Below are 23,746 nucleotides of genomic sequence, written 5' to 3'. Positions count from 1 at the left end.
GGTATGGACCAATGCCGGGGGTCAAGGGTCGCGTTGCCTCGCGGTCCGCCACGCCGTACGGCACGGTGGGGAGTGACGCGCGAGGCGCGCGGGACGCACGCCACGAGAAGAGGAGCGCCGGCATGTCCGACCACACCTACCGGGTCACCGAGATCGTCGGCAGCTCGCCGGACGGCGTCGACCAGGCGATCCGCAACGGCATCACCCGCGCCTCGCGGACCCTGCGCAACCTGGACTGGTTCGAGGTCACGCAGGTCAGGGGCCATCTCGAGAACGGGGAGATCGACCACTTCCAGGTCGGTCTGAAGGTGGGCTTCCGGCTGGAGGACGGCGACTGAACCGTCCGCGTCCGAGCCTCTCGACTTGTGCTGTTATCGCCCATATGTCGGTATGGATACACAAGGGCTCTAAGGATCCCTTCTAAGGATCTCTGGGGAGATGACTGGGATGTTCAGAAGGTTCATCGGACTGCTCCTCATGCTGATCACGGCCGCTATCGCCGCCGTCTTGATCTTCAGCAACCTGACCGGCCCCCGGCACCAGGTGTCGTTCGCCGGTCAGTACGTCAACATGAGCTCGCTCGCCCTGCTCTGTACCGGGCTCGCACTGGGTCTGCTCTTCTCGTTGGGCCTGGCCACGCTCCTGAAGGCGCGGCGCCGCCGCCACCGCGACGCACGGGGCTCGCACGACCGGGACACCGAACCGCGTCGCTTCCGGCGTGGCGACAGGGCGTACCGGCGTGGTGACGAGGGGGCGGGGGCCTACCAGCGCGGCGACGAGGGGACGTACCGGCGCGACGAAGGGACCTACTAGCCGCCACTGGACAGGCGTCTCGCGGGCTGGTCACGCGGCTCGCCAGCCGCTCCAGCGGTGGACGGTGACCTCGACCACCGGGCCGTCCGGCGGGTCGTCCCGGTACTGGGGGTACTTCTCCGCCAGCAGGCCGACCGCCCGCTCGTACACCGTCCGGTCGCGCGCCTCGGGCGCGTCGGGCGGCAGGGTCCGCGCGCGCCCGTCGGCCCGTGCCCACCACAGACGGGCCCAGTCCTCGTCGTACACGTCCGCCAGCAGGCACACGGCGGGGTGGACGGCGATGTTGGCCAGCCGTTTCAGCCGTGGTGAGCGCTTCGGCTTGCGGTCGACGGCCATGACGATCGTGTCGTCGTCGCGCCGTGCGAACACGACGGGTACGAGGTGGGGGCGCCCCGAGGCGTCCACCGTCGCGAGCCGTGCGACCCGGGCCTCGGTGAAGCGCCGCCGGGCCTCGTTCTGGCTCATCCGTGGCACTGCCCCGCCTCCCTGTCCCTGACGTCCCCGAGTTCCTTCCACCGTCCCATCGGCAGCCGGACCGCCCCAGGGCCGGTCCGGCTGCCGGTATGCGGGGGCGGGGGCACACTGGAGAGGTGCGACATCGTCTCGTCCGTCTGTTCGGTCGCCGTCGTCCGGCGCTCGCCGGTCCCTCGCACCAGGCCCAGCTCCGGGCCCTGACCGCCCTGTTGGACGAGGCGGTCACCGTCCAGGTGGGCGCCGACCGCGCGGTGGCGGCCTGCGGCGAGCCCGGACCCGTGGGCGCGGAGACCGCGCGGACGTGCGGGCGGCACACCGTGGCCCTTCACCGGCTCAGCGGACGCCTGCACAGCCTGCCGATGACGTATCCCGATCTCGCCGCGGCTCGCGCGCACGCGGGGCGGCTGCTCGCGTACGACCAGTGGATGGTGCGCCAGGCGATGAACCTGGCGTTCACCGCGCACGCCGACGCGCGGACCGAGGCCGCGCGGCTGCGGCTGAACGGCCTCGGCCGCCCCGCGGACGAGCTGCGCAGGCTGCGGGACCGGCTGCTGAACGGGCCGTGCGCGCAAGGCCGTTGAGCGGCTCACCGGCAACGCAAGGAGGCCGTCGTGGAGTTCGACGTCATCGTGGAGATCCCCCAGGGTTCGCGCAACAAGTACGAGATGGACCATGAACTGCACCGACTCCGCCTGGACCGGATGCTGTTCACCTCCACCCGGTACCCGGCCGACTACGGCTACATCGACCACACCCTGGGCGGCGACGGTGATCCGCTGGACGCCCTCGTCCTGGTCGGCGACCCCACCTTCCCCGGCTGTGCGATCAGGTGCCGTGCCGTCGGGATGTTCGTCATGAAGGACGAGGCGGGCCCGGACGAGAAGGTGCTGTGCGTCCCCGCGCACGACCCGCGCTACGAGGGCCTGCAGGACATCGGGGACGTCCCCGTCTTCGACCGGCTGGAGATCACCCACTTCTTCGAGGTCTACAAGGACCTGGAGCCGGGCAAGTCGGTCGAGGGCTCCCACTGGGAGGGCCGCGACCAGGCGCACGCGGAGATCGAGGCCTCCCGGCGGCGGGCCACCGAGGCCTGAGCGGGCCATCGCCGCGCTCACACGCTCAGGCGGTACGGCAGCATGCACACCACCACGTCCGTGCGGGACCGCAGGATGTGGGCCAGCAGCAGGCCCCGCTGGTTCTGGAGGATCTCGTAGCGCCGATGGCGGGGTTCGACCTCCGGGATGAGCACGGCGATCTGCCGGCCGTCCCCGGCCGCGCGCTCCACGTACTCCACGATCGGCTGGACCAGCGAGCGGTGCGGGCTGTCGATGATGTCCAGGCGTACGCCCGGGTTCCAGCGCTGCCACTCCTCCTGGAGCGCCCGCGCCCGGTCGGGGTCGGAGTGCACGGCGACCGCGACCACCTCACCCCCGAAGGCGAGCGCGGCGCTCACGGCGTGCCGGGCGAGCTTGCTGACCTCACCGAGCGGCACGATCACCAGGCTGCGCTCGCGCAGGGCCGGGGGTCCCGGGGTGCGGCCCCGCTCCAACTCCCGCCCCACCTGCGTGTAGTAGCGCTGGATGCGGGCGAACAGCAGCATCATCAGCGGGATCGCGACCACGACGACCCAGGCGCCGTGCAGGAACTTGGTGGTCAGGAGGATGACGGTGGCCACGGTGGTGAGCAGCGCCCCGGTGCCGTTGATCAGCGCGCGTTGCTTCCAGTGGGCGGGGCGTTCGGTGGCCCAGTGCCGTACGAGACCGATCTGACTGAGCGTGAAGCCGATGAACACGCCGATCGCGAAGAGCGGGATCAGCCGGTGGGTGCTCGCGTCGACCGCGATGAGCAGCAGGGCGGCCAGCAGCGCCAGCGCGACCACGCCGTATCGGTAGACGGGCCGTTCGGCGCGCAGCCCGAACAGATGGGGCAGCCGGTTGTCCCGGGCGAGCAGGCTCATGAGCACCGGGAGCCCGCCGAAGCTGGTGTTCGCGGCGAGGAGCAGGACCAGGGTCACCAGGAGATTGGTGGCGTAGTAGGCCGGTCCGGTGCCGAAGGATCCGGCGGTGAGCTGGGCCAGTACGGTCACCTGTCCGCGGGGGGCCACATGGTCGCGGTGGATGAGGAAGGCCAGGCCGACGAGGAGGAGCGCGAGGATCACCCCCAGCATCAGCTCGGTGCGCTGGGCGCGTCGGACGCGTGGGGTGCGGAAGGTGGGTACGGCGTTGGCGATGGCCTCCACTCCGGTCAGGGCCGAGCAGCCGGAGGAGAACGCCTTGAGGACCAGCAGGATGCCGAGCGCCTCGTGCGCGGGGTGGGGCTGTGCGGTGCCCACGACGGCCGCCGGGTGCGCGCGGAGCAGGCCGACGACGATGACACCGCCGATCGACGCGATGAACAGCACGGTGGGCAGCATCAGCATGCGGGCGCTGTCGGTGACGCCGCGCAGGTTCAGGGCCGTCAGCAGGGCCAGGCCGATCAGGCAGACGACGAGCTTGTGGTCGGCGAACGCGGGGAAGGCGGAGGCGAGGGCGTCGGTGCCCGCGGCGAGGCTGACGGCGACGGTGAGGACGTAGTCGACGACGAGGCTGGCCGCGGCGAGCAGGCTGACCGTCGCGCCCAGGTCCTTCTTGGAGACGGCGTACGCGCCGCCGCCGTCCGGGTGGACGGCGATCACCTGCGTGTACGAGACCACGAGCACGGCGAGCAGGAAGGTGATCACCAGGGTGATGGGCAGGGTCGCGGTCAGCGCGCCGGTCCCGGCGGCGACGAGGCCCAGCACGATCGCCTCGGGTCCGTACGCCACCGAGCTGAGCGCGTCCAGCGACAGCGCGGCGAGGCCTTCCAGGCTCGTGAGGTGGTCCCGCTCCCCCTCTCCCGGGCGGAGCGGGACCCGGGGGCGCAGCTCACGACGTGCCAGGCCATACGCCATCGGGACCTCATCAGGGCTGGGCGGACGGTCGGCAACAGTGTCACCCGCCGGGTCCGGGGCCGCGTCCCGGACTACGGCAGGCGAGGGAGTGCGCCGCGCGGGCGGTCAGTGCCCGGCCACGAGGTCCCGCAGGGCGGTGTTGAGCGCGAGGACGTTCACGCGGGGTTCGCCCATGAAGCCGAGGGTGCGGCCCTGGGTGTGTTCCTCGACCAGCCTCTCCACCCGCTCGACGGGCAGCCCGTTCCTCTCGGCGACCCGGTGGACCTGGATCCGCGCGTACTGCGGGGAGATGTCGGGGTCCAGGCCCGAGCCGGAGGAGGTCACCGCGTCGGCGGGGATGTCCGCCGGATCGACCTTGTAGCCCGGCACGGAGTTGTCCTCGACGACCGCCTTCCTGGCGGCCTCGACCTGATCGCGCAGCGCCTTGCTGTCGGCGGCGAGGTTGGTGGCCCCGGACACGAGCAGCTTGTACTGGGTGTTGACCGTGTTGGTGCCGAGGCCGTGCGCCGGACGGCCCTGGAACCACTTCGGATCGGGGGCCGGGGGCCGGCCGCTCTTCGTCGACGGCAGGTCGTAGGACTGCCCGATCAGCGACGAGCCGACGACCTTGCCGTCCGCGCTGACCTGGGAGCCGTTCGCCTTGCCGGGGAAGAACGCCTGGGCGACGCCGGTGACGACCAGCGGGTAGACGACGCCCGTGACCAGAGTCAGGACGAGCAGGGCGCGCAGGCCCGCGCCGAGCAACCGGGCGGTGTTCCTGAGGGAGTTGTTCATGGCGATTCAGCACGCTTTCCGCATCGGTGCAGACGCTTTCCGCATCAGTGCAGCCCGGGAAGGAGGGAGATGAGCAGATCGATGATCTTGATGCCGACGAAGGGGGCGACCAGTCCGCCGAGGCCGTAGATCGCGAGGTTGCGGCGCAGCATCCGGTCCGCGCTCACCGGCTTGTACTGCACGCCTCTGAGGGCGAGCGGCACCAGGATGATGATGATCAGCGCGTTGAAGATCACCGCGGACAGGATGGCGGAGTGGGGCGAGGACAGCCGCATGATGTTGAGGTGGTCCAGGCCCGGATAGACCACGGCGAACAGCGCCGGGATGATCGCGAAGTACTTCGCGACGTCGTTGGCGATGGAGAACGTCGTCAGCGCGCCACGGGTGATCAGCAACTGCTTGCCGATCTCCACGATCTCGATGAGCTTGGTCGGGTTGGAGTCGAGGTCGACCATGTTGCCGGCCTCCTTGGCGGCCGACGTACCGGTGTTCATCGCGACCCCGACGTCCGCCTGGGCGAGCGCGGGCGCGTCGTTGGTCCCGTCACCGGTCATCGCGACCAGCTTGCCGCCCGCCTGCTCCCGTCGGATCAGCGCCATCTTGTCCTCGGGGGTGGCCTCGGCGAGGAAGTCGTCGACGCCCGCCTCCTCGGCGATGGCCTTGGCGGTCAGCGGGTTGTCGCCGGTGATCATGACGGTCTTGATGCCCATGCGGCGCAGTTCCGTGAACCGTTCGCGCATCCCGTCCTTGACGACGTCCTTGAGGTGGATGACGCCCAGGACCCGGGCCCCGTCCGCGTCCTCGACGGCCACGAGCAGCGGGGTGCCGCCCTGCTGGGAGATCCGGTCGGCGACCGCGTCCGCGTCCTTCGGCACCTCGCCGCCGCGTTCCCGTACCCAGGCGATGACCGAACCGGCCGCGCCCTTGCGGATCCTGCGGCCGTCCACGTCGACGCCGGACATCCGGGACTGGGCGGTGAAGGCGATCCACTCGGCCCCGGCCAGCTCGCCCTGGTCGCGTTCGCGCAGCTCGTACTTCTGCTTGGCGAGGACGACCACGGAGCGGCCCTCGGGGGTCTCGTCGGCCAGCGAGGACAACTGGGCGGCGTCGGCGACCTCGGCGGCGCTCGCACCACCCACCGGCACGAACGCGGACGCCTGCCGGTTGCCGAGCGTGATGGTGCCCGTCTTGTCGAGCAGCAGGGTCGAGACGTCACCGGCGGCCTCGACGGCCCGGCCGGACATGGCGAGGACGTTGCGCTGCACCAGCCGGTCCATTCCGGCGATGCCGATCGCGGACAGCAGCGCGCCGATCGTCGTCGGGATGAGACAGACGAGCAGGGCCACCAGGACGACCAGCGTCAGACGGGTGCCCGCGTACTGGGCGAACGGCGGCAGCGTGGCGCAGGCGAGGAGGAAGACGATCGTCAGCGCCGCCAGCAGGATGTTGAGCGCGATCTCGTTGGGTGTCTTCTGCCGGGCCGCGCCCTCGACCAGGCCGATCATCCGGTCGATGAAGGTCTCCCCCGGCTTCGTCGTGATCTTGATGACGATCCGGTCGGACAGCACCTTCGTACCGCCGGTGACCGCGGACCGGTCGCCGCCGGACTCGCGGATGACGGGCGCCGACTCGCCGGTGATCGCGGACTCGTCGACGCTCGCGACGCCCTCGATCACATCGCCGTCGCCCGGGATGATGTCACCGGCCTCGCAGACGACCAGGTCGCCGATGCGCAGCTCGGTGCCGGGGACCTGCTCCTCGCGGTCATCGGTCAGCCGCCTGGCCAGGGTGTCCGTCTTGGCCTTGCGCAGGGTGTCGGCCTGGGCCTTGCCCCGGCCCTCCGCGACGGCCTCCGCCAGATTGGCGAAGACGACGGTCAGCCAGAGCCAGGCGCTGATCGCCCAGCCGAACCAGTCGCCCGGGGTCCGGAAGGAGAAGACCGTGGTCAGCACCGCGCCGATCCACACCACGAACATCACGGGCGAGGTGACCATCACCCGTGGATCGAGCTTGCGCAGCGCGTCCGGCAGCGATCTGACCAGTTGGCGGGGTTCGAACAGGCCCGCGCCGACACGGCCCTTGGCGAACCTGTGCCCGCTCGGGACATCGCTGTGCGGGGCCCGGCTCGGAGTGACGGTGGGCATGGGAACCTCTGGGTTCTTGGTACGGGTGGTCATGACGCCAGCCCCTCGGCCAGCGGGCCCAGTGCGAGGGCCGGGAAGTAGGTCAGCCCGACGATGATCAGGATCGCGCCCACCAACAACCCGGTGAACAGCGGCTTCTCGGTGCGCAGGGTGCCCGCGGTGACCGGTACCGGCTGCTGCTCGGCCAGCGATCCGGCCAGCGCGAGGACGAACACCATCGGCAGGAAGCGGCCGAACAGCATGGCGAGCCCGGTCATGGTGTTGAACCAGTCCGTGTTCGCGTTCAGGCCCGCGAAGGCCGAGCCGTTGTTGTTCGAGGCGGAGGTGAAGGCGTAGAGGATCTCGGAGAACCCGTGCGCGCCGTGGTTGAGCATCGAGTGCCGTGCCGAGGGCAGGGCCATGGAGACCGCGGTGCACACGAGCACCAGCGCCGGGGTGATCAGGATGTAGACGGCGGCGAGCTTGATCTCCCGGGTGCGGATCTTCTTGCCCAGGTACTCGGGGGTGCGGCCGACCATCAGACCGGCGATGAACACCGCGATGATCGCCATGATCAGGATGCCGTAGAGACCGGAGCCGACGCCGCCGGGCGCGATCTCGCCGAGCATCATGCCGAGCAGGGTGATGCCGCCGCCGAACCCGGTGTACGAGGAGTGGAAGGAGTCGACCGCTCCCGTCGAGGTGAGGGTGGTGGACACCGCGAAGATCGAGGAGGCGCCGATGCCGAAGCGGACCTCCTTGCCCTCCATCGCGCCGCCCGCGAGCCGGAGCGCCCCCTCGTGGTGGGCGAACTCGGTCCACATCATCAGAGCGACGAAGCCGACCCAGATGGTGACCATGGTGGCGAGGATCGCGTAGCCCTGCCGGACCGAGCCGACCATGAGGCCGAAGGTCCGGGTCAGTGCGAACGGGATCACCAGGATCAGGAAGATCTCGAAGAGGTTGGTGAAGGGCGTCGGGTTCTCGAAGGGGTGCGCGCTGTTGGCGTTGAAGACGCCACCGCCGTTGGTGGCCAGCTCCTTGATGGCCTCCTGCGAGGCGACCGCGCCCCCGTTCCACTGCTGTGAGCCGCCCAGGAACTGGCCGACCGCGTGGATGCCGGAGAAGTTCTGGAGGGCGCCCGCAGCCACCAGGACGATCGCGGCGATGGCCGCGATCGGCAGCAGGATGCGGATGACGCCGCGGACCAGGTCGGCCCAGAAGTTGCCGAGTTCCCCGGCGCGCGTGGCGGCGAAGCCGCGGACCAGGGCCACGGCCACGGCGATGCCGACGGCCCCGGAGACGAAGTTCTGCACGGCGAGACCGGCGGTCTGCACGACATGGCCCATGGCCTGTTCACCGGCGTACGACTGCCAGTTGGTGTTCGTCACGAAGGAGGCGGCGGTGTTGAAGGCCTGCGCGGGTTCGATGGAGCGGAAGCCGAGCGAGAAGGGCAGGACGCCTTGGAGCCGCTGGAGCAGATAGAGAAGGAGAACGCCGACCGCGGAGAAGGCGAGGACACCGCGCAGATAGGCGGGCCAGCTCATGCGGACGTTCGGGTTGACGCCGATCCCCCGGTAGATCCACTTCTCGATCCGCAGATGCCGGTCGGAGGAGTAGACCTTGGCCATGTAGGTGCCCAGGGGGACATAGGCGAGGCTCAGTGCCGCGATCAGGGCGAGCAACTGGAGCACACCGGCCAGTACGGGACTCATCGGGCTCTAGAACCTCTCCGGGAAGAGGAGGGCGAGGACGAGATAGCCCAGCAGGGCGACGGCCACGACCAGGCCGACGATGTTCTCGACGGTCACAGCTTCGCCACCCCCTTGGCGGCGAGGGCCACCAGCGCGAAGACCGCGACCGTGGCGATGACGAAGGCCAGATCGGCCATCGTGAGCTCCTGGGATGAGTTCGAATGGGACAGCAACGGTTCGAGGGAAGCGCGTTTCCGGCCGGATTCGACTTCTGTTGACGGGTCCCTTACGGGGATGTTCACCCCATTGATGGAACTCTTACGGCTTCCGCACTCTTACGACCCTCGCGCTCTCGCTGCTCCCCCGCGGCCCGCGCCGTCACAGGCCCAGTTCGCTCAGGCCCGGGTGATCGTCGGGCCTGCGGCCCAGCGGCCAGTGGAACAGGCGCTCCGACTCCGTGATCGGCAGGTCGTTGATGGAGGCGTGGCGCCTGCGCATCAGACCGTCGCCGTCGAACTCCCAGTTCTCGTTGCCGTAGGAGCGGAACCAGGTGCCCGAGTCGTCATGGCATTCGTAGGCGAAGCGCACGGCGATACGGTCGCCGTCGAAGGCCCAGAGTTCCTTGATGAGCCGGTACTCCAGCTCGCGCCGCCACTTGCGGGTGAGGAAGGCGACGATCTCGTCGCGGCCATGGAGGAACTCGGCGCGATTGCGCCAGCGGGAGTCGGCCGTGTAGGCGAGGGCGACCTTCTCGGGGTCGCGTGAGTTCCAGCCGTCCTCCGCCGCCCGCACCTTCTCCAGGGCGGTGTCCCGGGTGAACGGGGGGAAGGGCGGGCGCGGTGCGTGTGACATGGCAACCTCCGTGGGGAGAACGCGCGTTCTCGGGTTGCCACCGTAGGTGTACTTGGCGGGACCGAGGTCGAGCACCACGCCCGGTCCCGCCCGTCCGCCCCCTGTCGGCGAACGTGCTACGGCCGTGCGCCACCTGTGGCAGCGGCGCCGACCCGTCTCGTGACTAGGGCGTGTTTCGAAAGTCCCGTCTGCCCCGCGACGCCTGGCACGGCACCTCGCCGCGTTGTCGGGATTACCCGCGTACATCCAGTACGCGGGCAACCCTCCGCCTTGCGATGCACCGCACCAGACGCCGCGGGGCCCGCCCTCCGGGCGGACGACGCTACTTTCGAAACACCCCCTAGCGGCGGCCCGACTTGCGGGTCGCGCGCAGCCATTCCTTGTTCATGCCGGTGATGGAGACCAGCGGGATGCCCTTCGGGCAGGCGGTGGCGCACTCCCCGGTGAGGGTGCAGCCGCCGAAGCCCTCCTCGTCCATCTGCGCCACCATGTCCAGGACCCGGCTCTCGCGTTCGGGCGCGCCCTGCGGCAGGACGTTGAGGTGGTTGATCTTCGCCGAGGTGAAGAGCATCGCCGCGCCGTTCGGGCAGGCCGCCACGCAGGCACCGCAGCCGATGCACTCGGCGTGCTCGAAGGCGAAGTCCGCGTCCGCCTTCGGTACGGGCGTGGCGTGGGCCTCGGGCGCGGCGCCGGTCGGGGCGGTGACGTAGCCGCCGGCCTGGATGATGCGGTCGAAGGCCGAGCGGTCGACCACGAGGTCCTTGACGACCGGGAAGGCCGCGGCGCGCCAGGGCTCGATGTCGATGGTGTCGCCGTCCTTGAAGGACCGCATGTGCAGTTGGCAGGTGGTGGTGCGCTCGGGGCCGTGGGCGTCGCCGTTGATCACCAGGCTGCACGCGCCGCAGATGCCCTCGCGGCAGTCGTGGTCGAAGGCGACCGGGTCCTCGCCCTTGAGGATGAGTTCCTCGTTGAGGGTGTCGAGCATCTCCAGGAAGGACATGTCGGAGGAGATCCCGTCCACCTCGTACGTGGACATGGCGCCTTCGGCGGCGGGGTTCTGCTGCCGCCAGACGCGCAGGGTGAGCTTCATGCGTAGCTCCGCTGAGTGGGGTGGACGTACTCGAAGACCAGGTCTTCCTTGTGCAGGGTGGGGGCCTCGCCGGTACCGGTGAACTCCCAGGCCGCCGCGTAGGAGAACGCGTCGTCCTGGCGGGCGGCCTCGCCGTCGGGCGTCTGCGACTCCTCGCGGAAGTGGCCGCCGCAGGACTCCGCGCGGTGCAGCGCGTCGAGGCACATCAGCTCGGCGAGTTCGAGGTAGTCGACGATGCGGTTGGCCTTCTCCAGCGACTGGTTGAACTCCTCGCCGGTACCGGGGACCTTGATGCGCCGCCAGAACTCCTCGCGGATCTGCGGGATCCGCTCAAGTGCCTTGCGCAGACCGGCGTCGGTGCGCGCCATGCCGCAGAACTCCCACATCAGTTCGCCGAGTTCACGGTGGAAGGAGTCGGGGGTGCGGTCTCCGTCGATGGCGAGCAGCGTGTGGAGCCGGTCCTCGGTCTCGGCCAACAGGTCCTGGACGACGGGGTGTTCGTCCGTGACCTCGTCGTGGTGCGGGTTGCGGGCGAGGTAGTCGTTGATCGTCGACGGGAGGACGAAGTAGCCGTCGGCCAGGCCCTGCATCAGCGCGGAGGCGCCGAGGCGGTTCGCGCCGTGGTCGGAGAAGTTGGCCTCGCCGATCGCGAACAGGCCGGGGATCGTGGTCTGGAGGTCGTAGTCGACCCACAGTCCGCCCATCGTGTAGTGCACGGCGGGGTAGATCCGCATCGGCACCTCGTACGGGTTCTCCGCGGTGATCCGCTCGTACATGTCGAAGAGGTTGCCGTACTTCTCCTCGACCTTCGCCCGGCCCATGCGCCGGATGGCGTCGGCGAAGTCCAGATAGACGCCCTGGCCGCCGGGGCCGACCCCGCGGCCCTCGTCGCACACGTTCTTCGCGGCGCGGGAGGCGATGTCACGGGGCACGAGGTTGCCGAAGGACGGGTAGATGCGCTCCAGGTAGTAGTCGCGCTCGTGCTCGGGGATCTGGTTCGGCGGCCGGTCGTCGCCTTTCGCCTTGGGCACCCAGATCCGGCCGTCGTTACGCAGCGACTCGCTCATCAGGGTGAGCTTGGACTGGTGGTCGCCGGTGCGCGGGATGCAGGTGGGGTGGATCTGCGTGAAGCAGGGGTTGGCGAAGTAGGCGCCGCGGCGGTGCGCCCGCCAGATGGCCGTCGCGTTGGAGTTCATGGCGTTGGTCGACAGATAGAAGACGTTGCCGTAGCCGCCGGAGGCGAGGACGACCGCGTCCGCGAAGTAGGTGTCGATCCGCCCGGTGATCAGGTCGCGGGCCACGATGCCGCGGGCCCGGCCGTCGACGACGATCAGGTCGAGCATCTCGGTGCGCGGGTGCATCTCGATGCTGCCCGCCGCTATCTGCCGCGACAGCGCCTGGTAGGCGCCGAGCAGCAGTTGCTGGCCCGTCTGGCCGCGGGCGTAGAAGGTGCGGGAGACCTGGACGCCGCCGAAGGAGCGGGTGTCGAGGAGGCCGCCGTACTCACGGGCGAACGGGACGCCCTGCGCCACGCACTGGTCGATGATCTCCACCGAGATCTGGGCGAGACGGTGGACGTTGGACTCGCGGGCGCGGAAGTCACCGCCCTTGACGGTGTCGTAGAAGAGGCGGTGGATGGAGTCGCCGTCGTTGCGGTAGTTCTTCGCGGCGTTGATGCCGCCCTGCGCGGCGATCGAGTGGGCGCGGCGTGGGGAGTCCTGGTAGCAGAACTGGACGACGTGGTAGCCCTGTTCGGCGAGCGTGGCGCCGGCGGAGCCACCGGCGAGGCCGGTACCGACGACGATCACCGTGTGCTTGCGCCGGTTGGCCGGGTTGACCAGCTTGGCCTCGAAGCGGCGGGTGTCCCAGCGCTCGTTGATCGGTCCCTCGGGGGCCTTGGTGTCGGCGACCGGCTCTCCGGTCGCGTAGTCCGAGTATTCGGCGGACGCAGTCATCAGCTCACCACTCCGGTCATGACGCCCACGGGCACGGCGATGAAGCCGACCGTGAGCAGCGCTGCGAGGACATTGGCGATGGTCTTCAGGGCACGGTCGCGGGTGCGGCTGCCGACCCCGAGGGTCTGGGCCGCGCTCCAGAAGCCGTGCCGGATGTGCAGGCCGAGCGCCAGCATGGCGACGATGTAGATGACGTTGCCGTACCAGGTGGAGAAGGTGTCCACGACGTTCTGGTAGGGGTGCCCCTCCTGGAAGCCGCCGGAGTGCACGGTGCCGGTGGTCAGGTCGAGCAGGTGCCAGACGACGAACAGGCCGAGGATGATCCCGCCCCAGCGCATGGTGCGCGTGGCGTAGCTCGCCCGGGGCTTCGCGTGCACGTACTTGCTGGGGCGCGCCTTGATGTCGCGGCGGCTGAGCTGGTACGCGGAGACCGCGTGGGCGACGACCGCGACGACCAGGACGACGCGGATGAGCCACAGCGTCCACTCGTAGTGCATGAACGGTTCGCCGACGGTGCGCAGCCAGTGGGCGTAGTGGTTGAACTCGCCCGCCCCGAAGTAGATCTTCAGGTTCCCGATCATGTGGGCGACGAGGTACAGCAGCATGATCAGGCCGCTGACCGCCATCACTGTCTTCTTGCCGACGGTGCTGCCCCACACGCTGCGGGCCATGGACGGCCGTCGGTCCGTCCGGGTTGCCAGAGCCATGAGTCAGCACGCTAGGGCCGAAGGGCCCCATCGGTCCAAGACATGGTCCAGCTTGTTTCGATAGCCAGCGCCTATGATTGCAGGATGCAGTTCCAACAGCTTCAGTACTTCGTGGCGGTCGCCGAGACCCGGCACTTCACCCGGGCCGCCGACCTGGTGCATGTCGCCCAGCCCTCGCTCTCGCAGCAGATCAAGGCGCTGGAGCGGGAGCTGGGCGCGGATCTGTTCCTGCGGGCGCGCGGCAACATCACGCTCACGGACGCGGGCGAGGCGCTGCTGCCGCTGGCCCGCCGTATCCTCGCCGACGCGGACACGGCCCGGCACGAGGTGCAGGAGCTGGTGCAGTTGCGCCGCGGCCGGGTACGGCTCGGCGCCACCCCGAGCCTGTGCACGGGGCTGCTGCCGGATGTGCTGCGCGCCTTCCACGACCGCTATCCCGGCATCCGGCTGCTGATCGAGGAGGGCGGCTCGCACGACCTCGTACGGGAACTCGCGCGCGGCGCCCTCGACCTCGCCCTGGTCGTGCTGCCGCTGCCCACCGCCTCCCCCGCGCTGAGCACGGTGGAGCTGCTGCGCGAGGACCTCGTGGTGGTGTCCTCGCCGGAGGCCCCGCGGCCCGGCGGCGGCCGTCGCACGGTCCGTATCGCGGATCTGCAGAGCGAGCGCCTGGTGATGTTCCGCCACGGCTACGACCTGCGGGAGCTGACCGTGGCCGCGTGCCGCGCCGAGGGCTTCGAGCCGGACTTCGCCGTGGAGGGCGGCGAGATGGACGCGGTCCTCGGCTTCGTACGGGCGGGCCTCGGGGTCGCCGTCGTGCCGCGCATGGTCGCGACGCGCTCCGGGCGCAATCTGCGGGTGACCCCGCTGGCCTCGCCCGGACTGCACCGCACCATCGCGCTGGCCCACCGCAGCGATGTGGCACCGCCGCGGGCGGCGCGGGAGTTGCAGCGCATGCTGCTGGAGCGCTGAGGCCGGGACGGTCCGCGTACGGAGCGCGGGCCCCGGCCCGTACGCGGTGGGGCTCAGCCCCTCGCGTCGGCCAGCGCCAGTTCGTGCAGGCGGTCGGGCGGGCCCGGACGGGCGTAGTACCAGCCCTGGGCCGTGTCGCACCCGAGGATCCGCAACTGCTCGGCCTGGGCACCGGTCTCCACGCCCTCGACCGTGACCGCGAGGTCCAGGCTGTGGGCGAGGGAGACGATCCCCTCGACGATCTTGAGGTCGACGGGGTCGGCCGGGTACTGCTGCATGCCCTGGGTGAAGGAACGGTCCAGCTTGAGGATGCTCACGGGCAGCCGGCGCAGGTTGGCGAGGTTCGAGTAGCCCGTGCCGAAGTCGTCCAGGGCGATGTCCACCCCCATCTCGGCCAGTCGGCGCAGCGGCTTGAGCAGATCGTCGTCCGCCCCGATGAGCGCCGACTCCGTGACTTCCAGGCAGAGCGCGTCCGGTTCGAGACCGGCGTCCTGCAGGATGTCGACGGTGTCGGAGACCAGACCCGGATGGGTGAGCTGGCAGGGCGACAGATTGACGTTGATGCGCAGCGGGCCCGTCCGCGCGTGCCGCTCCTGCCACGCGCGTGCCTGCCCCACGGCCTCCTCCAGCACCCAGCGCCCCAGCGGCACGATCAGTCCGGTGTGCTCGGCGAGCGGGATGAAGCGGTCGGGGCCGAGCACACCGTGCTGCGGATGCAGCCAGCGCACCAGCGCCTCGGCGCCGTGCACGGTGCCGTCGCCGAGGTGCACCAGCGGCTGGTACTCGATGAAGAACTCGCCCCGGTCAAGCGCCATCGGCAGGGCCGTGGTCAGCCCGTGGCGGGTGATGGCGCGGGCGTCGGCCTCGGGGTCGGCGACCTCGAAGCGGTTCCCGCCCGCGGACTTGGCCCGGTACATCGTGATGTCGGCGCTGCGCAGCACCTCCGCGGGGCCGCGCTCCCCGACCGGCCCCTCCACGACACCGATGCTGCCGCGCACGGTCAACTCGCGTCCGTCGACGCTGATCGGGGTGACCAGCGCGTTCATGATGCGGCCGACGAGTTCGTCCACCCCGCGCTCGGTGTCGGCCCCGGTGATCAGCGCCACGAACTCGTCGCCGCCGAGCCGCGCGACCATCTCGCCGGGCGCCGTCGCACAGGTCTGCAACCGGTCCGCGACCTCGACCAGCAGGCGGTCACCGGCCGCGTGGCCGAGGCTGTCGTTGACGGTCTTGAAGCCGTCGAGGTCGAGGTAGCACAGGCCGAACCGCTGGCCCTCGCCCGCCGCGAGCGCCTTCTCCAGCCGCTCGAAGAACAGGGTGCGGTTGGGCAGTCCGGTGAGCGCGTCGTGGGTGGCCTCGTAGCGCAGCCGCAGGTTCAGCAGGCGCCGCTCGGTGGTGTCCTCCATCAGCGCGAGCTGGTACTGCGGGCGGCCGTCCGCGTCCCGCAGCAGCGACACCGTGAGGTTCGTCCACAGGACCGTTCCGTCAGGCCGGTAGAAGGCCTTCTCGACGTGGTAGTGGTCGCGTTCGCCGCGGACCAGCTCGTCGTACAGGCGCCAGATGTGCGGCGCGTCCTCGGGATGGGTCCACTCGGTGATGACGCGACCGCGCACCAGTTGCTCGGAGCCGCCGAACATCCGCAACAGCGCGCCGTTGACCTGGAGGATCTTGCCGTCGAGGTCCGCGATGCCGATCCCTATGGCCGCGCCTTCGAAGACGGCGCGGAACCGGGCCTCGCTGGAGTGCAGCGCCTGCGCGACCATGCGCTGGGCGTGGAACGCGGCCTGGGAGATGGACTCCTGCTCGGCCAGCGTGCGCTCCTTGAGCGCCTTGGCGAATCCGGCGGCCATCGCGTGCTGGAGCCGCGAGGAACGGCTCCTGAGCGCCTCCTGGGTCTGCGCGGAGGCGTCCGGGTCACCGCAGTAGAGCACCAGATAGGCGTCGACGCAGTCGAGCGTGCGGCTGAGCGCCTCCGGGTCCGTGCAGTGCACCGCGATCAGCGCGGCCCCGATCTCCCTGGCCACGGCGGCGTCGAACACCCTGGCCCGCAACGCGTCGCTCAACCGCCGCGCCAGGGGCAGCAGTTGCTCCTCGAACTCCGGCCGGGTCAGCGACGTCGAGGTCGCCGGGAACACGGCCCGGCTCCAGATCGTCGCGAACCTGCGCAGTCTGTCCTCCGGTCCCCCCGGCTCGGCACTCACGCCGAACGCCCCACGCCGGCGAACCCGGAGAAGGCATACGGATCCTCGTCCCCGGTCAGCGTGTCGGGCCGCCAGTCCGGCATCGGCACCAGTCCGGGTTCCACCATGTCGTACCCCTCGAAGAACCGCGCGATCTGGTCGCGCGAGCGCATGATCAGCGGATTGCGGATGTTCTTGTACACGTCCATGACGCCCTCGGCCCGCTCCTGCGGGAGCGGGCCTCCCTCGAACGCGGCATGCGTGAGAACGAGCAGACTGCCCGGCGCCAGCGCGCCGCGCAGTTCGGCCACCGCACCGTACGGGTCGTCCGCGTCCTCCACGAAGTGCAGTATGGCAACGAGGAGAACCGCGACCGGCCGGTTCAAGTCGATCAGCCGCCGTACCTGAGGGCTCGCCAGGATCTCCTGGGGCCGCAGGAGATCGCCCGCGACGATGTCCGCGGTGTCGTCGCCCTGGAGGACGGCCTGGCTGTGCGCGACCGCCACCGGATCGTGGTCGACGTACACCACCCGCGCGCCCGGGTCCGCCTGTCGGGCCACCTCGTGGACGTTGCCGAAGGTCGGGATGCCGGAGCCGATGTCGAGGAACTGCGTGATGCCCTCCTCGACGGCGAAGCGCACCGCGCGGCGCATGAACGCCCGGTTCGCCTGCATGATCTTGGGCAGCCCCGGCATGTGCTCCATCGCCGTGCGCGCCGCCTCCCGGTCGGCCTCGAAGTTGTGCGATCCGCCCAGGTAGAAGTCGTACATGCGGGACACGCTCGGTACGGAGACGTCGATGCTCCGTGGGGCCCAGGCGGGACGCTCCATGTAGCTCTCCAAGGCGTAGGCGGCGGGTACGGACGATCCGGTGTTCGAGCCGAGGCTACTGATCGTCCGCCAACAGAGCGAGCAGAAACGGAAATTGACCGTCCGTTCCCGGTCACCGCGGGTGGTCTTCGATGGGACATCGCGGCTATTGGGGCGGTTCGACCGGGTCGCACGGAGAGCACGGACACACCGGGGACGGCCCGACGCGTTCCACCGGTCCGCCCCTTTCCTCCCCGATTGTGCGACGCACCTCGGCCACCCGCCCGCTCACCGCGTCCCGCGCACCGCCTCCCCGGTCACGGCCACGTCGGTCAATCCGCGCCCACCGCGATCCCCTCCTTCGGGGCAATTCCCACGGGCTTCGGCGCGCGTCGGCTCACGCGGGCCCATGATCTCCGTCGTGCATCGATCCGAACGGACCCGATCCGCCTTCCTCATACGGCTGTTGACGCCGATGACGCTGGCGTGGATCTTCGTGGGCGCCCCCGCGGGCGTGGCGTCGGCGGACGCGTGCGCCTACGCCTCGACCGGCCCGGACGGCCCGACGGCGGTGGCGGTCGCGGGCGGTCACCACTGGCCTCTCCCGCCCTGCCACACCCCGAGCCCCACGCCGCCGCCCAGCCCGCTGCCCACCCCGACGCCGACTCCGGTGCCGACCCCGCCGCCGAGTCCCCCACCGACGCCCGCGCCGCCGCCGAAGCCGAGGCCCACGCCGAAACCCGTACCGCCGCCGTCGCCCACCGTGGCGCCGCGCCCTCGGCCGGTACCGAAACCGGCCATCACGCCGACCCCCGCGCCGCCCCCGCCGCCCGCGCACCGGCCGAGCCCGCGCCCCTCGCCACCGCGGGTGCGCTATCCGCGGTACCACCCGGTCTCCCACGCGTCACCACGGCACGACAGCCCGTCCCCGCTCACCTTCACCCTGCTCATCGTCGTGCCCGCGGTGTTCGCCATCGCCGTGCTCCGTCCGCGCTGACCCCTGGAGGAACCTCTTGTCGGAATGGCTTGTTCTCGCCCTCGCGATGGCGGCCGCGTGCGCCGTTGTGATCGCGGTGGCCCTGGTGCGGGTCCGTACGGCCTCCGCCCATGACGATCCGTCCGAGACCCCGGACGTGATCGAGTACATGACGATGTGGATCGGCGTGGTCTACGCGATCGTGCTGGGTCTGGCCATCGCGGGCGTCTGGGAGGCCCGCAGCGCGGCCCAGGACCACGTCCAGGCCGAGGCGCAGGCGCTGCACGAGGTCTCGGAGCGGGTCCGGGTCTATCCGGCCGACTCCCGCGACCGGATCCGCGCCGACATCGACGCGTACGTCAAGCAGGTCGTCGGCACGGAGTGGAAGGCCATGGCCGACCACGGCGAGGTGACGGACCGCGGCGGCGACCTGTTCCAGCGGATCCGTCAGGACGTCACCGACTACCAGCCGAAGACGGACTTCCAGGCCCAGGCCTACCAGCCGCTTCTCGACCAGGTGACCGCGGCCGGTGCGGCACGGGCCGCCCGGGTCGACGCGATGGGCTCGACCATGCCGCCGGTGGTGTGGTTCGGACTGATCGCGGGGGCGGTGATCACCATCGGGATGGTGTTCGCGCTGCAGATCAGACGCACGGCTCGCGAACTGGTCCTCGCCGGGGTGTTCTCCGCGCTCATCGCGTTCCTGCTGTTCCTGATCTGGGACTTCGACGCGCCCTACAGCCGGGGCGTCCCGGCCTCCGCGGAGCCGTTCCTGGCGGTGTTCCCGCAGCTTCACGGCTGAGGCCTGACAGACCGGCAGGGGCGGGTGACATCCGCGCCCGTCCCTGCCGCCTCCCGCTCGCTCGGGCATTCCGCCATCCGTGCGCCCGACGCCCCCTGTGCGGCGCACACGGATACCCCATTCGCGCGGCTGCGATCGCGTCCGCCCGCCCGCCTTCCTAGCGTTTCGGTCATCGAGGTGCATTTCTGGCGCAAGCGGAAACGGTCCGCGGCAAGCTCCTCGGGGACCTGGAGGCTCACCATGCGCGCGATACGCGCTGCTTCGGTCGCACTGCTGGGCTTGACCGCCCTGGCCTGCACCGCACCCGCATCCGCCGCCGCCCTGAGCGGCAGCGTCGCCCCGCTCACGACGTCCACGTCCGGCGGCCCGGTCACATCGTCCGCGCCCGACTGCCATGACCACGCGCGGATGTCCTCGGCTTCCACGCAGACGGCCGCCATGGAGCCGGTCGCCGTCCGCACCGGCCTCAACTCGACGGCCACATACGGCAGTTCGGGGCATCGCTACGAGATGACGTTCCACTGCGGCAGCGGAAGCCACGGCACGACGCTCATGATCGCCGACCGGAGCGGCAACGACCGCGGGGACGGCGGCTACGGCGGCAACGGGCGCGGGGACAACTCGTACGGCGGTGGCAACGGCCGCGGGGACGGCGGCTACGGCGGGAACGGGTACGGGGGGAACGGGTACGGCGGCAACAGCCGCGGCGGATACGGGGACAACCAGTACGGCGGCGGGAACAACCGCGGCGGCGGGGACTCCCGGGACCGGCCCGGCTACGAGCAGCACGGGGTACGAGCGGGTGCCGGTGGCAGCGTCGGCGGCTTCGACCTGAAGAAGATCGGGCTCGGCGCGGCGCTCATCGCGGCGCCGCTGGGTCTCGCCTGGCGCATGACGCGCAGGCGCACCACCGGCGACAAGTGACGGACGCGGCGTCCGCCGTACCGAGAAGGTCCGCGGCATCGGGAAGATCCGCCGTACGGAGAAGGGATGGGCATGTCTGCGTCCGAGTCGGCCGGAGCGGGGGCGCGGCCCGCGAAGCGCGTCCCCTGGGGTGTGTTGGCGCTGGTGCTGCTGACGGGGCTGTCGCTCGTGCGCACGGGTTCGGGAGCGTTCGACGTCGGCCCGCCGCAGCCCGCCTCGGCGGCGGCCCCGAACGCTCCCGGCGGCCCGAACACCGCCGGGACACCCGCGGCCCTGCCGTACTCCGGGGTCGCCCGCGTCCGTATCCCGACGCTCCAGGTCGACGCCCCGGTCATCCCGGTCGGCCTGGACATGTCCGGCTGGGTGAGCGCGCCGCCCCTCGGTGACCCCAATCTCGCGGGCTGGTTCACGGGCGCGGTCGCACCCGGCGAGAAGGGCACGGCCGTGATCGTCGGGCATGTCGACAACACCGAGGGCCCGGCCGTCTTCTACGGGCTCGGCGGGCTGAAGAAGGGCGAACGCGTCGAGGTCCGGCGCACGGACGGCAAGACCGCGGTGTTCAAGATCTACGGCGTCGACGTGGTCGACAAGCAGAACTTCCCCGGCCCCCGCGTCTACGGCGACAAGGGCGTCCCGGAGCTGCGCGTCATCACCTGCGGAGGGGAGTTCTCCGAGCACGAGGGCTACGCCGGGAACGTGGTGGTGTTCGCGCGGCTCGCGGAGGTGCGCTGAGCGGAGCGACGGCGGGCGCACGCCCGCACTCGTACGCACACTCACGCTCACGCTCAAGTGAACTGCCGTCCGGGCAAAACGATCTGATAGCCGTGGTCCAGCAGATACGGCAGATAGGCGCGCAGGGCCCGGACGCTCTGCGAGCGGTCGCCGCCCGCGTCGTGGGAGAGCACGATGACACCCGGAGCGGCGCCCTCCTCCACCCGGTGGACGATGGTGCGGGTGCCCGGGGCCGTCCAGTCGCGCGTGTCCCTGGTCCAGGCGATCGGCTCCATACCCAGCTCGGCGACGAGCCGGAAGACGGTACGGTTCCAGGCCCCGTACGGCGCACGGAACCACAGCGGCGCCTCACCGCAGCCGTCCTCGATGACCTCGCTGGTGCGCTCCAGCTCGGCGCGGATCCTCGCTCGGGGCAGGCTCGTGAGCAGCGGGTGCGTCCAGGTGTGGTTGCCGACGCTGTGGCCGTCGTCCGCCATCTCCCGTAGCAGGTCCTTGTGTTGGACGGCCATCTCCCCGCAGACGAAGAACACCGCGCGGACTCCGTACGCGCGCAGGGTGCGCAGGATGCCGGGGGTGTACCTGGGGTCGGGGCCGTCGTCGAAGGTCAGCACCATGGTTCTGCCGCGTCCCGGCATGCTCCGGATCGGCTCGTGCCGCACGGCGGTCCGGGCGGGCAGGTGCCGTGGCGGGCCGCCGGTGAGGGGGTGCAGTCGGAAGGCGGACGCCCGGAGCGAGGCGCGTGCCTGCGGATCCTGGACGACGGCGGTGCTCCGTACCGATCGCGCCGGGTCGTCGACGGTGAGCAGCCCCTCCGTGCCCGTGGTCGCGGCGGCGCCCAGGGCTGCCGCTCCGATGAGCAACGCCCTACGCCGTGTAATCAGATGATCGTTTGTCATGACTAATCAGTCGCGCGGACGAACGGTGCCGCGTTCACGCAACACCGCTGCGGTGCAGCAAATCCACCTGATGAGACGACTGCCCGTGCGGGCGAGCGAGGAGGCAGGGGGTGAACGGGGCTCGGAGCTGCGGATTCCGCTAGCGTGGCAGCCGTGATGGAACAGCACGCGCACCAGTTCGAGCGTGGCACGGACGGGCCCAAGGTCATCGTCGTCGGGGTGGACGGCTCCGATCCCTCGCTCCGGGCCGCGGCCTACGCCGCCGGACTGGCCCGACGGCAGGGCGCGCTGCTCGCGCTCGTCTATGTGCAGCCGATGATGGCGGCGGGGGCGGCGTTCGGGGTGCCCGTCGCCGAGACGACCGACGAGATCGCGGAGGATCTGGTCGCCTACATCCGTGAGTCCGCGGAGCGGGTCAGGGGCATATACGACGTGCGCTGGGAGTTCCACACCTTCCGCGGCGACCCCTACAGCGGCCTGGTCAAGGCCGCCTGCGAACTACGGGCGGACGCCGTCGTGGTGGGGGCCTCCGAGCAGGCGGGGCACCGGATCATCGGTTCGGTGGCGGTACGTCTGGTGAAGGCGGGACGCTGGCCGGTAACGGTCGTACCTTAGGGCCTGTCGCCACATTCCCGTCTGCCCGAATCCGGCGGCTGACAGCGCCGGGTGGGGCTGTCCGTGGCACAACCCCGCCTGCGCGTCGGGCTCGTCGGCGACCGCTTGCCGAACCGTTCGGCGCACCGTTCACCGACGAACAGCGACCGTCCGGCGCACAGCACGGTTCGTGGCCTGTCCCGGTGGGGCTCGGCGGGTTGGCATAACGGCCATGACGGCCGGAACCATCACCGCACCCACCGGGACGACCGCCGAGCACGAGCTGGCCGAGTTGCAGCGCGAGCACGGTCGGCCCCTCTTCGCCCTGCTGCTCAGGCTCTCCGACGGAGACCGCCAGCGCGCCGAGGACCTGCTGCAGGAGACGTTCGTACGGGCGTGGCAGAACCCCGCGGCGCTGCGGGCGCACGACTTCGACTCCGTGCGCCCCTGGCTGCTCACCGTCGGGCGGCGGCTCGCCATCGACGCCCGGCGGGCCCGGCAGGCGCGTCCCGCCGAGGTCGGGGACGCCGTACTGGAGACGTCTCGGGTGACCGCCGATCACGCGGAACGGTCGGCCGCGATGCTCGACGTACGCGAGGCTGTGAAGACACTCACGCCCGAACACCGGGACGTTCTGGTGCAGGTGTACTTCCGTGGGGCGAGTGTGGCGGAGGCCGCTGCGGCCTTGGGGATTCCGCCCGGTACGGTGAAGTCCCGCGCGTACTATGCGTTGCGCGCCCTGCGCCGGGTTCTTCCGGGATACGCGCCCGACCTGCGGTGAAACCGAAGGCCGGGTCAAGCCTTCGCAAAGCGCCTTGCCGTGGGCCATGGTGGAGCAATCAGCTTGCCTCATCCGCGCTCCGGGACCGGGGCCCGGGTTCGGGCGACGCGCACGCACCGGAGGAGGCAGTAAGGGATGCCGCACAGAGGCCACGAGAGCACGAACGGCTCCGACGGCGATGAACTGACCGTCCCCATGGCGTGGTTGTACGCGGAGTACATCGCGGACGAACTCCTGCGGACCGGTGACCTCATGCCGCCGTCGTCCTTCGAGTTCCGCGCCGGACGCGACGCGCTGGCGCTGACCGTCTTCCTGTCGGACACCGAGGGCGAACTGTCGAGCATCCAGGTCGTCTCGCAGTTGGAGACCTGGCTCTCGCTGACGGCGTACGACCAGCCGTGGCAGGACTGGGTACGCGAACGCCTGGCTCAACTGGCCACCGACGCCCTGGTGTCGGGCGGACCGGCGCCGGATCTGGAGCTGGCCGCCGCGGCCTGGCGCTGGCTGGAGGAGACCGAGTTGCTCGCCGCCGACCTGGACGCGGCGCCCGGCGGCCCGGTCGACGAGGACGACGGCCCCAAGGTCTGGACCCCCGCCTGGCAGTTGGGGCTGCCCCTCGGGCATCTCGCCATTCATCTCTTCTGAAGCGACCCCGCCGGAGCGGAATTTGAC

At 70.6% G+C, this 23,746-nt stretch carries 26 protein-coding genes; 12 read left to right on the top strand and 14 right to left on the bottom strand.

Annotated elements, in window-relative coordinates:
• Positions 1-122: 122 nt before the first annotated feature.
• A complete protein-coding gene (locus ACZ60T_RS12825) occupies positions 123-338 on the top strand; it encodes a dodecin (RefSeq protein WP_365626684.1) in 216 nt (71 codons plus the stop codon).
• Between the two features lie 100 nt (positions 339-438).
• The gene (locus ACZ60T_RS12820) at positions 439-813 is read left to right on the top strand and encodes a hypothetical protein (RefSeq protein ID WP_365626681.1); all 375 of its coding nucleotides are present in this window, start codon (positions 439-441) and stop codon (positions 811-813) included.
• Positions 814-843: 30 nt separating this feature from the next.
• On the opposite strand, the gene ACZ60T_RS12815 is transcribed toward ACZ60T_RS12820, so the two are convergent.
• Positions 844-1,287 (bottom strand): TIGR03668 family PPOX class F420-dependent oxidoreductase, encoded by a 444-nt coding sequence (locus ACZ60T_RS12815; protein ID WP_469665883.1) that lies wholly within the window; start codon positions 1,285-1,287, stop codon positions 844-846.
• A 116-nt stretch (positions 1,288-1,403) separates the two neighbouring features.
• On the opposite strand from ACZ60T_RS12815, the gene ACZ60T_RS12810 reads away from it, so the two are divergent.
• Complete coding sequence (locus tag ACZ60T_RS12810; protein ID WP_469665882.1) at positions 1,404-1,868, top strand: hypothetical protein; 465 nt, start codon at positions 1,404-1,406, stop codon at positions 1,866-1,868.
• Between the two features lie 30 nt (positions 1,869-1,898).
• Positions 1,899-2,381, top strand: a complete 483-nt coding sequence (locus tag ACZ60T_RS12805; protein ID WP_365626672.1) for an inorganic diphosphatase — start codon at positions 1,899-1,901, stop codon at positions 2,379-2,381.
• Between the two features lie 17 nt (positions 2,382-2,398).
• Here the strand turns inward: ACZ60T_RS12805 and ACZ60T_RS12800 are convergent, their stop codons facing one another.
• From ACZ60T_RS12800 to ACZ60T_RS12760, 9 genes are all read right to left on the bottom strand, one after another.
• The gene (locus ACZ60T_RS12800; protein WP_469665881.1) at positions 2,399-4,216 is read right to left on the bottom strand and encodes an APC family permease; all 1,818 of its coding nucleotides are present in this window, start codon (positions 4,214-4,216) and stop codon (positions 2,399-2,401) included.
• Positions 4,217-4,321: 105 nt separating this feature from the next.
• Positions 4,322-4,990, bottom strand: a complete 669-nt coding sequence (locus ACZ60T_RS12795) for a potassium-transporting ATPase subunit C (protein WP_469665880.1) — start codon at positions 4,988-4,990, stop codon at positions 4,322-4,324.
• 44 nt (positions 4,991-5,034) lie between these two features.
• Complete coding sequence (gene kdpB, locus ACZ60T_RS12790) at positions 5,035-7,167, bottom strand: potassium-transporting ATPase subunit KdpB (protein ID WP_469665879.1); 2,133 nt, start codon at positions 7,165-7,167, stop codon at positions 5,035-5,037.
• Positions 7,164-8,828 carry a potassium-transporting ATPase subunit KdpA gene (gene kdpA / locus ACZ60T_RS12785; protein WP_469665878.1) on the bottom strand — a complete coding sequence of 555 codons (1,665 nt, stop codon included), beginning with the start codon at positions 8,826-8,828 and terminating at the stop codon, positions 7,164-7,166. The genes kdpB and kdpA overlap by 4 nt, the downstream gene beginning before the upstream one ends.
• 6 nt (positions 8,829-8,834) lie before the next feature.
• Positions 8,835-8,924: a K(+)-transporting ATPase subunit F gene (gene kdpF / locus ACZ60T_RS12780; protein WP_252425606.1), complete on the bottom strand. Its 90-nt coding sequence runs from the start codon at positions 8,922-8,924 to the stop codon at positions 8,835-8,837.
• Positions 8,925-9,185: 261 nt separating this feature from the next.
• Positions 9,186-9,659: a nuclear transport factor 2 family protein gene (locus tag ACZ60T_RS12775; RefSeq protein ID WP_469665877.1), complete on the bottom strand. Its 474-nt coding sequence runs from the start codon at positions 9,657-9,659 to the stop codon at positions 9,186-9,188.
• A 340-nt stretch (positions 9,660-9,999) separates the two neighbouring features.
• A complete protein-coding gene (locus ACZ60T_RS12770) occupies positions 10,000-10,749 on the bottom strand; it encodes a succinate dehydrogenase/fumarate reductase iron-sulfur subunit (protein ID WP_469665876.1) in 750 nt (249 codons plus the stop codon).
• Complete coding sequence (locus ACZ60T_RS12765; RefSeq protein ID WP_469665875.1) at positions 10,746-12,704, bottom strand: fumarate reductase/succinate dehydrogenase flavoprotein subunit; 1,959 nt, start codon at positions 12,702-12,704, stop codon at positions 10,746-10,748. Before ACZ60T_RS12765 ends, ACZ60T_RS12770 begins: the two co-directional genes overlap by 4 nt.
• Positions 12,704-13,375, bottom strand: a complete 672-nt coding sequence (locus tag ACZ60T_RS12760; RefSeq protein ID WP_365627379.1) for a succinate dehydrogenase — start codon at positions 13,373-13,375, stop codon at positions 12,704-12,706. The genes ACZ60T_RS12765 and ACZ60T_RS12760 overlap by 1 nt, the downstream gene beginning before the upstream one ends.
• Before the next feature lie 120 nt (positions 13,376-13,495).
• Here ACZ60T_RS12760 and ACZ60T_RS12755 point away from each other — a divergent pair, with 120 nt between their 5' ends.
• Positions 13,496-14,380: a LysR family transcriptional regulator gene (locus ACZ60T_RS12755; RefSeq protein ID WP_365626644.1), complete on the top strand. Its 885-nt coding sequence runs from the start codon at positions 13,496-13,498 to the stop codon at positions 14,378-14,380.
• A gap of 53 nt (positions 14,381-14,433) precedes the next feature.
• Here ACZ60T_RS12755 and ACZ60T_RS12750 read toward each other — a convergent pair whose 3' ends face one another.
• From ACZ60T_RS12750 to ACZ60T_RS12740, 3 genes are all read right to left on the bottom strand, one after another.
• Positions 14,434-16,581, bottom strand: coding sequence for a putative bifunctional diguanylate cyclase/phosphodiesterase (locus tag ACZ60T_RS12750; protein WP_469665874.1), 2,148 nt, complete (start codon positions 16,579-16,581; stop codon positions 14,434-14,436).
• Positions 16,578-17,390 carry an SAM-dependent methyltransferase gene (locus tag ACZ60T_RS12745; RefSeq protein WP_365626638.1) on the bottom strand — a complete coding sequence of 271 codons (813 nt, stop codon included), beginning with the start codon at positions 17,388-17,390 and terminating at the stop codon, positions 16,578-16,580. Before ACZ60T_RS12745 ends, ACZ60T_RS12750 begins: the two co-directional genes overlap by 4 nt.
• A gap of 567 nt (positions 17,391-17,957) precedes the next feature.
• The gene (locus ACZ60T_RS12740) at positions 17,958-18,170 is read right to left on the bottom strand and encodes a hypothetical protein (RefSeq protein WP_469665873.1); all 213 of its coding nucleotides are present in this window, start codon (positions 18,168-18,170) and stop codon (positions 17,958-17,960) included.
• 67 nt (positions 18,171-18,237) lie between these two features.
• Between ACZ60T_RS12740 and ACZ60T_RS12735 the strand changes: the two genes are divergently transcribed.
• The 4 genes from ACZ60T_RS12735 to ACZ60T_RS12720 all read left to right on the top strand — a co-directional run bounded on the left by ACZ60T_RS12735 (position 18,238) and on the right by ACZ60T_RS12720 (position 20,803).
• Positions 18,238-18,366, top strand: coding sequence for a hypothetical protein (locus tag ACZ60T_RS12735; RefSeq protein WP_469665872.1), 129 nt, complete (start codon positions 18,238-18,240; stop codon positions 18,364-18,366).
• 16 nt (positions 18,367-18,382) lie between these two features.
• A complete protein-coding gene (locus ACZ60T_RS12730) occupies positions 18,383-19,147 on the top strand; it encodes a bestrophin-like domain (RefSeq protein ID WP_365626629.1) in 765 nt (254 codons plus the stop codon).
• Between the two features lie 240 nt (positions 19,148-19,387).
• Complete coding sequence (locus tag ACZ60T_RS12725; RefSeq protein WP_469665871.1) at positions 19,388-20,071, top strand: hypothetical protein; 684 nt, start codon at positions 19,388-19,390, stop codon at positions 20,069-20,071.
• A 72-nt stretch (positions 20,072-20,143) separates the two neighbouring features.
• A complete protein-coding gene (locus ACZ60T_RS12720) occupies positions 20,144-20,803 on the top strand; it encodes a class F sortase (protein WP_365626623.1) in 660 nt (219 codons plus the stop codon).
• 53 nt (positions 20,804-20,856) lie between these two features.
• Here the strand turns inward: ACZ60T_RS12720 and ACZ60T_RS12715 are convergent, their stop codons facing one another.
• The gene (locus ACZ60T_RS12715; protein WP_469665870.1) at positions 20,857-21,699 is read right to left on the bottom strand and encodes a polysaccharide deacetylase family protein; all 843 of its coding nucleotides are present in this window, start codon (positions 21,697-21,699) and stop codon (positions 20,857-20,859) included.
• A 153-nt stretch (positions 21,700-21,852) separates the two neighbouring features.
• Between ACZ60T_RS12715 and ACZ60T_RS12710 the strand changes: the two genes are divergently transcribed.
• The 3 genes from ACZ60T_RS12710 to ACZ60T_RS12700 all read left to right on the top strand — a co-directional run bounded on the left by ACZ60T_RS12710 (position 21,853) and on the right by ACZ60T_RS12700 (position 23,719).
• Positions 21,853-22,314 carry a universal stress protein gene (locus ACZ60T_RS12710; protein ID WP_252428932.1) on the top strand — a complete coding sequence of 154 codons (462 nt, stop codon included), beginning with the start codon at positions 21,853-21,855 and terminating at the stop codon, positions 22,312-22,314.
• A gap of 211 nt (positions 22,315-22,525) precedes the next feature.
• Entirely contained in the window at positions 22,526-23,074 is a 549-nt protein-coding gene (locus tag ACZ60T_RS12705; protein ID WP_252428928.1) for a sigma-70 family RNA polymerase sigma factor, read from the top strand.
• A 135-nt stretch (positions 23,075-23,209) separates the two neighbouring features.
• Positions 23,210-23,719, top strand: a complete 510-nt coding sequence (locus tag ACZ60T_RS12700; protein WP_365626615.1) for a hypothetical protein — start codon at positions 23,210-23,212, stop codon at positions 23,717-23,719.
• Positions 23,720-23,746: the final 27 nt, after the last annotated feature.

This window comes from Streptomyces sp. NPDC104371 (assembly GCF_055583785.1).
This window is presented reverse-complemented; position numbering and strand designations above follow the sequence as displayed.

Bases quoted from the DNA above. Each gene is read 5' to 3' on its own strand.
- kdpB (WP_469665879.1), bottom strand. From the start codon at position 7,167: ATGACCACCCGTACCAAGAACCCAGAGGTTCCCATGCCCACCGTCACT.
- ACZ60T_RS12740 (WP_469665873.1), bottom strand. From the start codon at position 18,170: ATGGCCGGTTTCGGTACCGGCCGAGGGCGCGGCGCCACGGTGGGCGAC.
- ACZ60T_RS12770 (WP_469665876.1), bottom strand. From the start codon at position 10,749: ATGAAGCTCACCCTGCGCGTCTGGCGGCAGCAGAACCCCGCCGCCGAA.
- ACZ60T_RS12715 (WP_469665870.1), bottom strand. From the start codon at position 21,699: ATGACAAACGATCATCTGATTACACGGCGTAGGGCGTTGCTCATCGGA.
- ACZ60T_RS12765 (WP_469665875.1), bottom strand. From the start codon at position 12,704: ATGACTGCGTCCGCCGAATACTCGGACTACGCGACCGGAGAGCCGGTC.
- ACZ60T_RS12775 (WP_469665877.1), bottom strand. From the start codon at position 9,659: ATGTCACACGCACCGCGCCCGCCCTTCCCCCCGTTCACCCGGGACACC.
- kdpA (WP_469665878.1), bottom strand. From the start codon at position 8,828: ATGAGTCCCGTACTGGCCGGTGTGCTCCAGTTGCTCGCCCTGATCGCG.
- ACZ60T_RS12825 (WP_365626684.1), top strand. From the start codon at position 123: ATGTCCGACCACACCTACCGGGTCACCGAGATCGTCGGCAGCTCGCCG.
- ACZ60T_RS12760 (WP_365627379.1), bottom strand. From the start codon at position 13,375: ATGGCCCGCAGCGTGTGGGGCAGCACCGTCGGCAAGAAGACAGTGATG.
- ACZ60T_RS12725 (WP_469665871.1), top strand. From the start codon at position 19,388: ATGCGCGCGATACGCGCTGCTTCGGTCGCACTGCTGGGCTTGACCGCC.
- ACZ60T_RS12795 (WP_469665880.1), bottom strand. From the start codon at position 4,990: ATGAACAACTCCCTCAGGAACACCGCCCGGTTGCTCGGCGCGGGCCTG.
- ACZ60T_RS12720 (WP_365626623.1), top strand. From the start codon at position 20,144: ATGTCTGCGTCCGAGTCGGCCGGAGCGGGGGCGCGGCCCGCGAAGCGC.
- ACZ60T_RS12700 (WP_365626615.1), top strand. From the start codon at position 23,210: ATGCCGCACAGAGGCCACGAGAGCACGAACGGCTCCGACGGCGATGAA.
- ACZ60T_RS12755 (WP_365626644.1), top strand. From the start codon at position 13,496: ATGCAGTTCCAACAGCTTCAGTACTTCGTGGCGGTCGCCGAGACCCGG.
- ACZ60T_RS12800 (WP_469665881.1), bottom strand. From the start codon at position 4,216: ATGGCGTATGGCCTGGCACGTCGTGAGCTGCGCCCCCGGGTCCCGCTC.
- ACZ60T_RS12745 (WP_365626638.1), bottom strand. From the start codon at position 17,390: ATGGAGCGTCCCGCCTGGGCCCCACGGAGCATCGACGTCTCCGTACCG.
- ACZ60T_RS12820 (WP_365626681.1), top strand. From the start codon at position 439: ATGACTGGGATGTTCAGAAGGTTCATCGGACTGCTCCTCATGCTGATC.
- ACZ60T_RS12705 (WP_252428928.1), top strand. From the start codon at position 22,526: ATGACGGCCGGAACCATCACCGCACCCACCGGGACGACCGCCGAGCAC.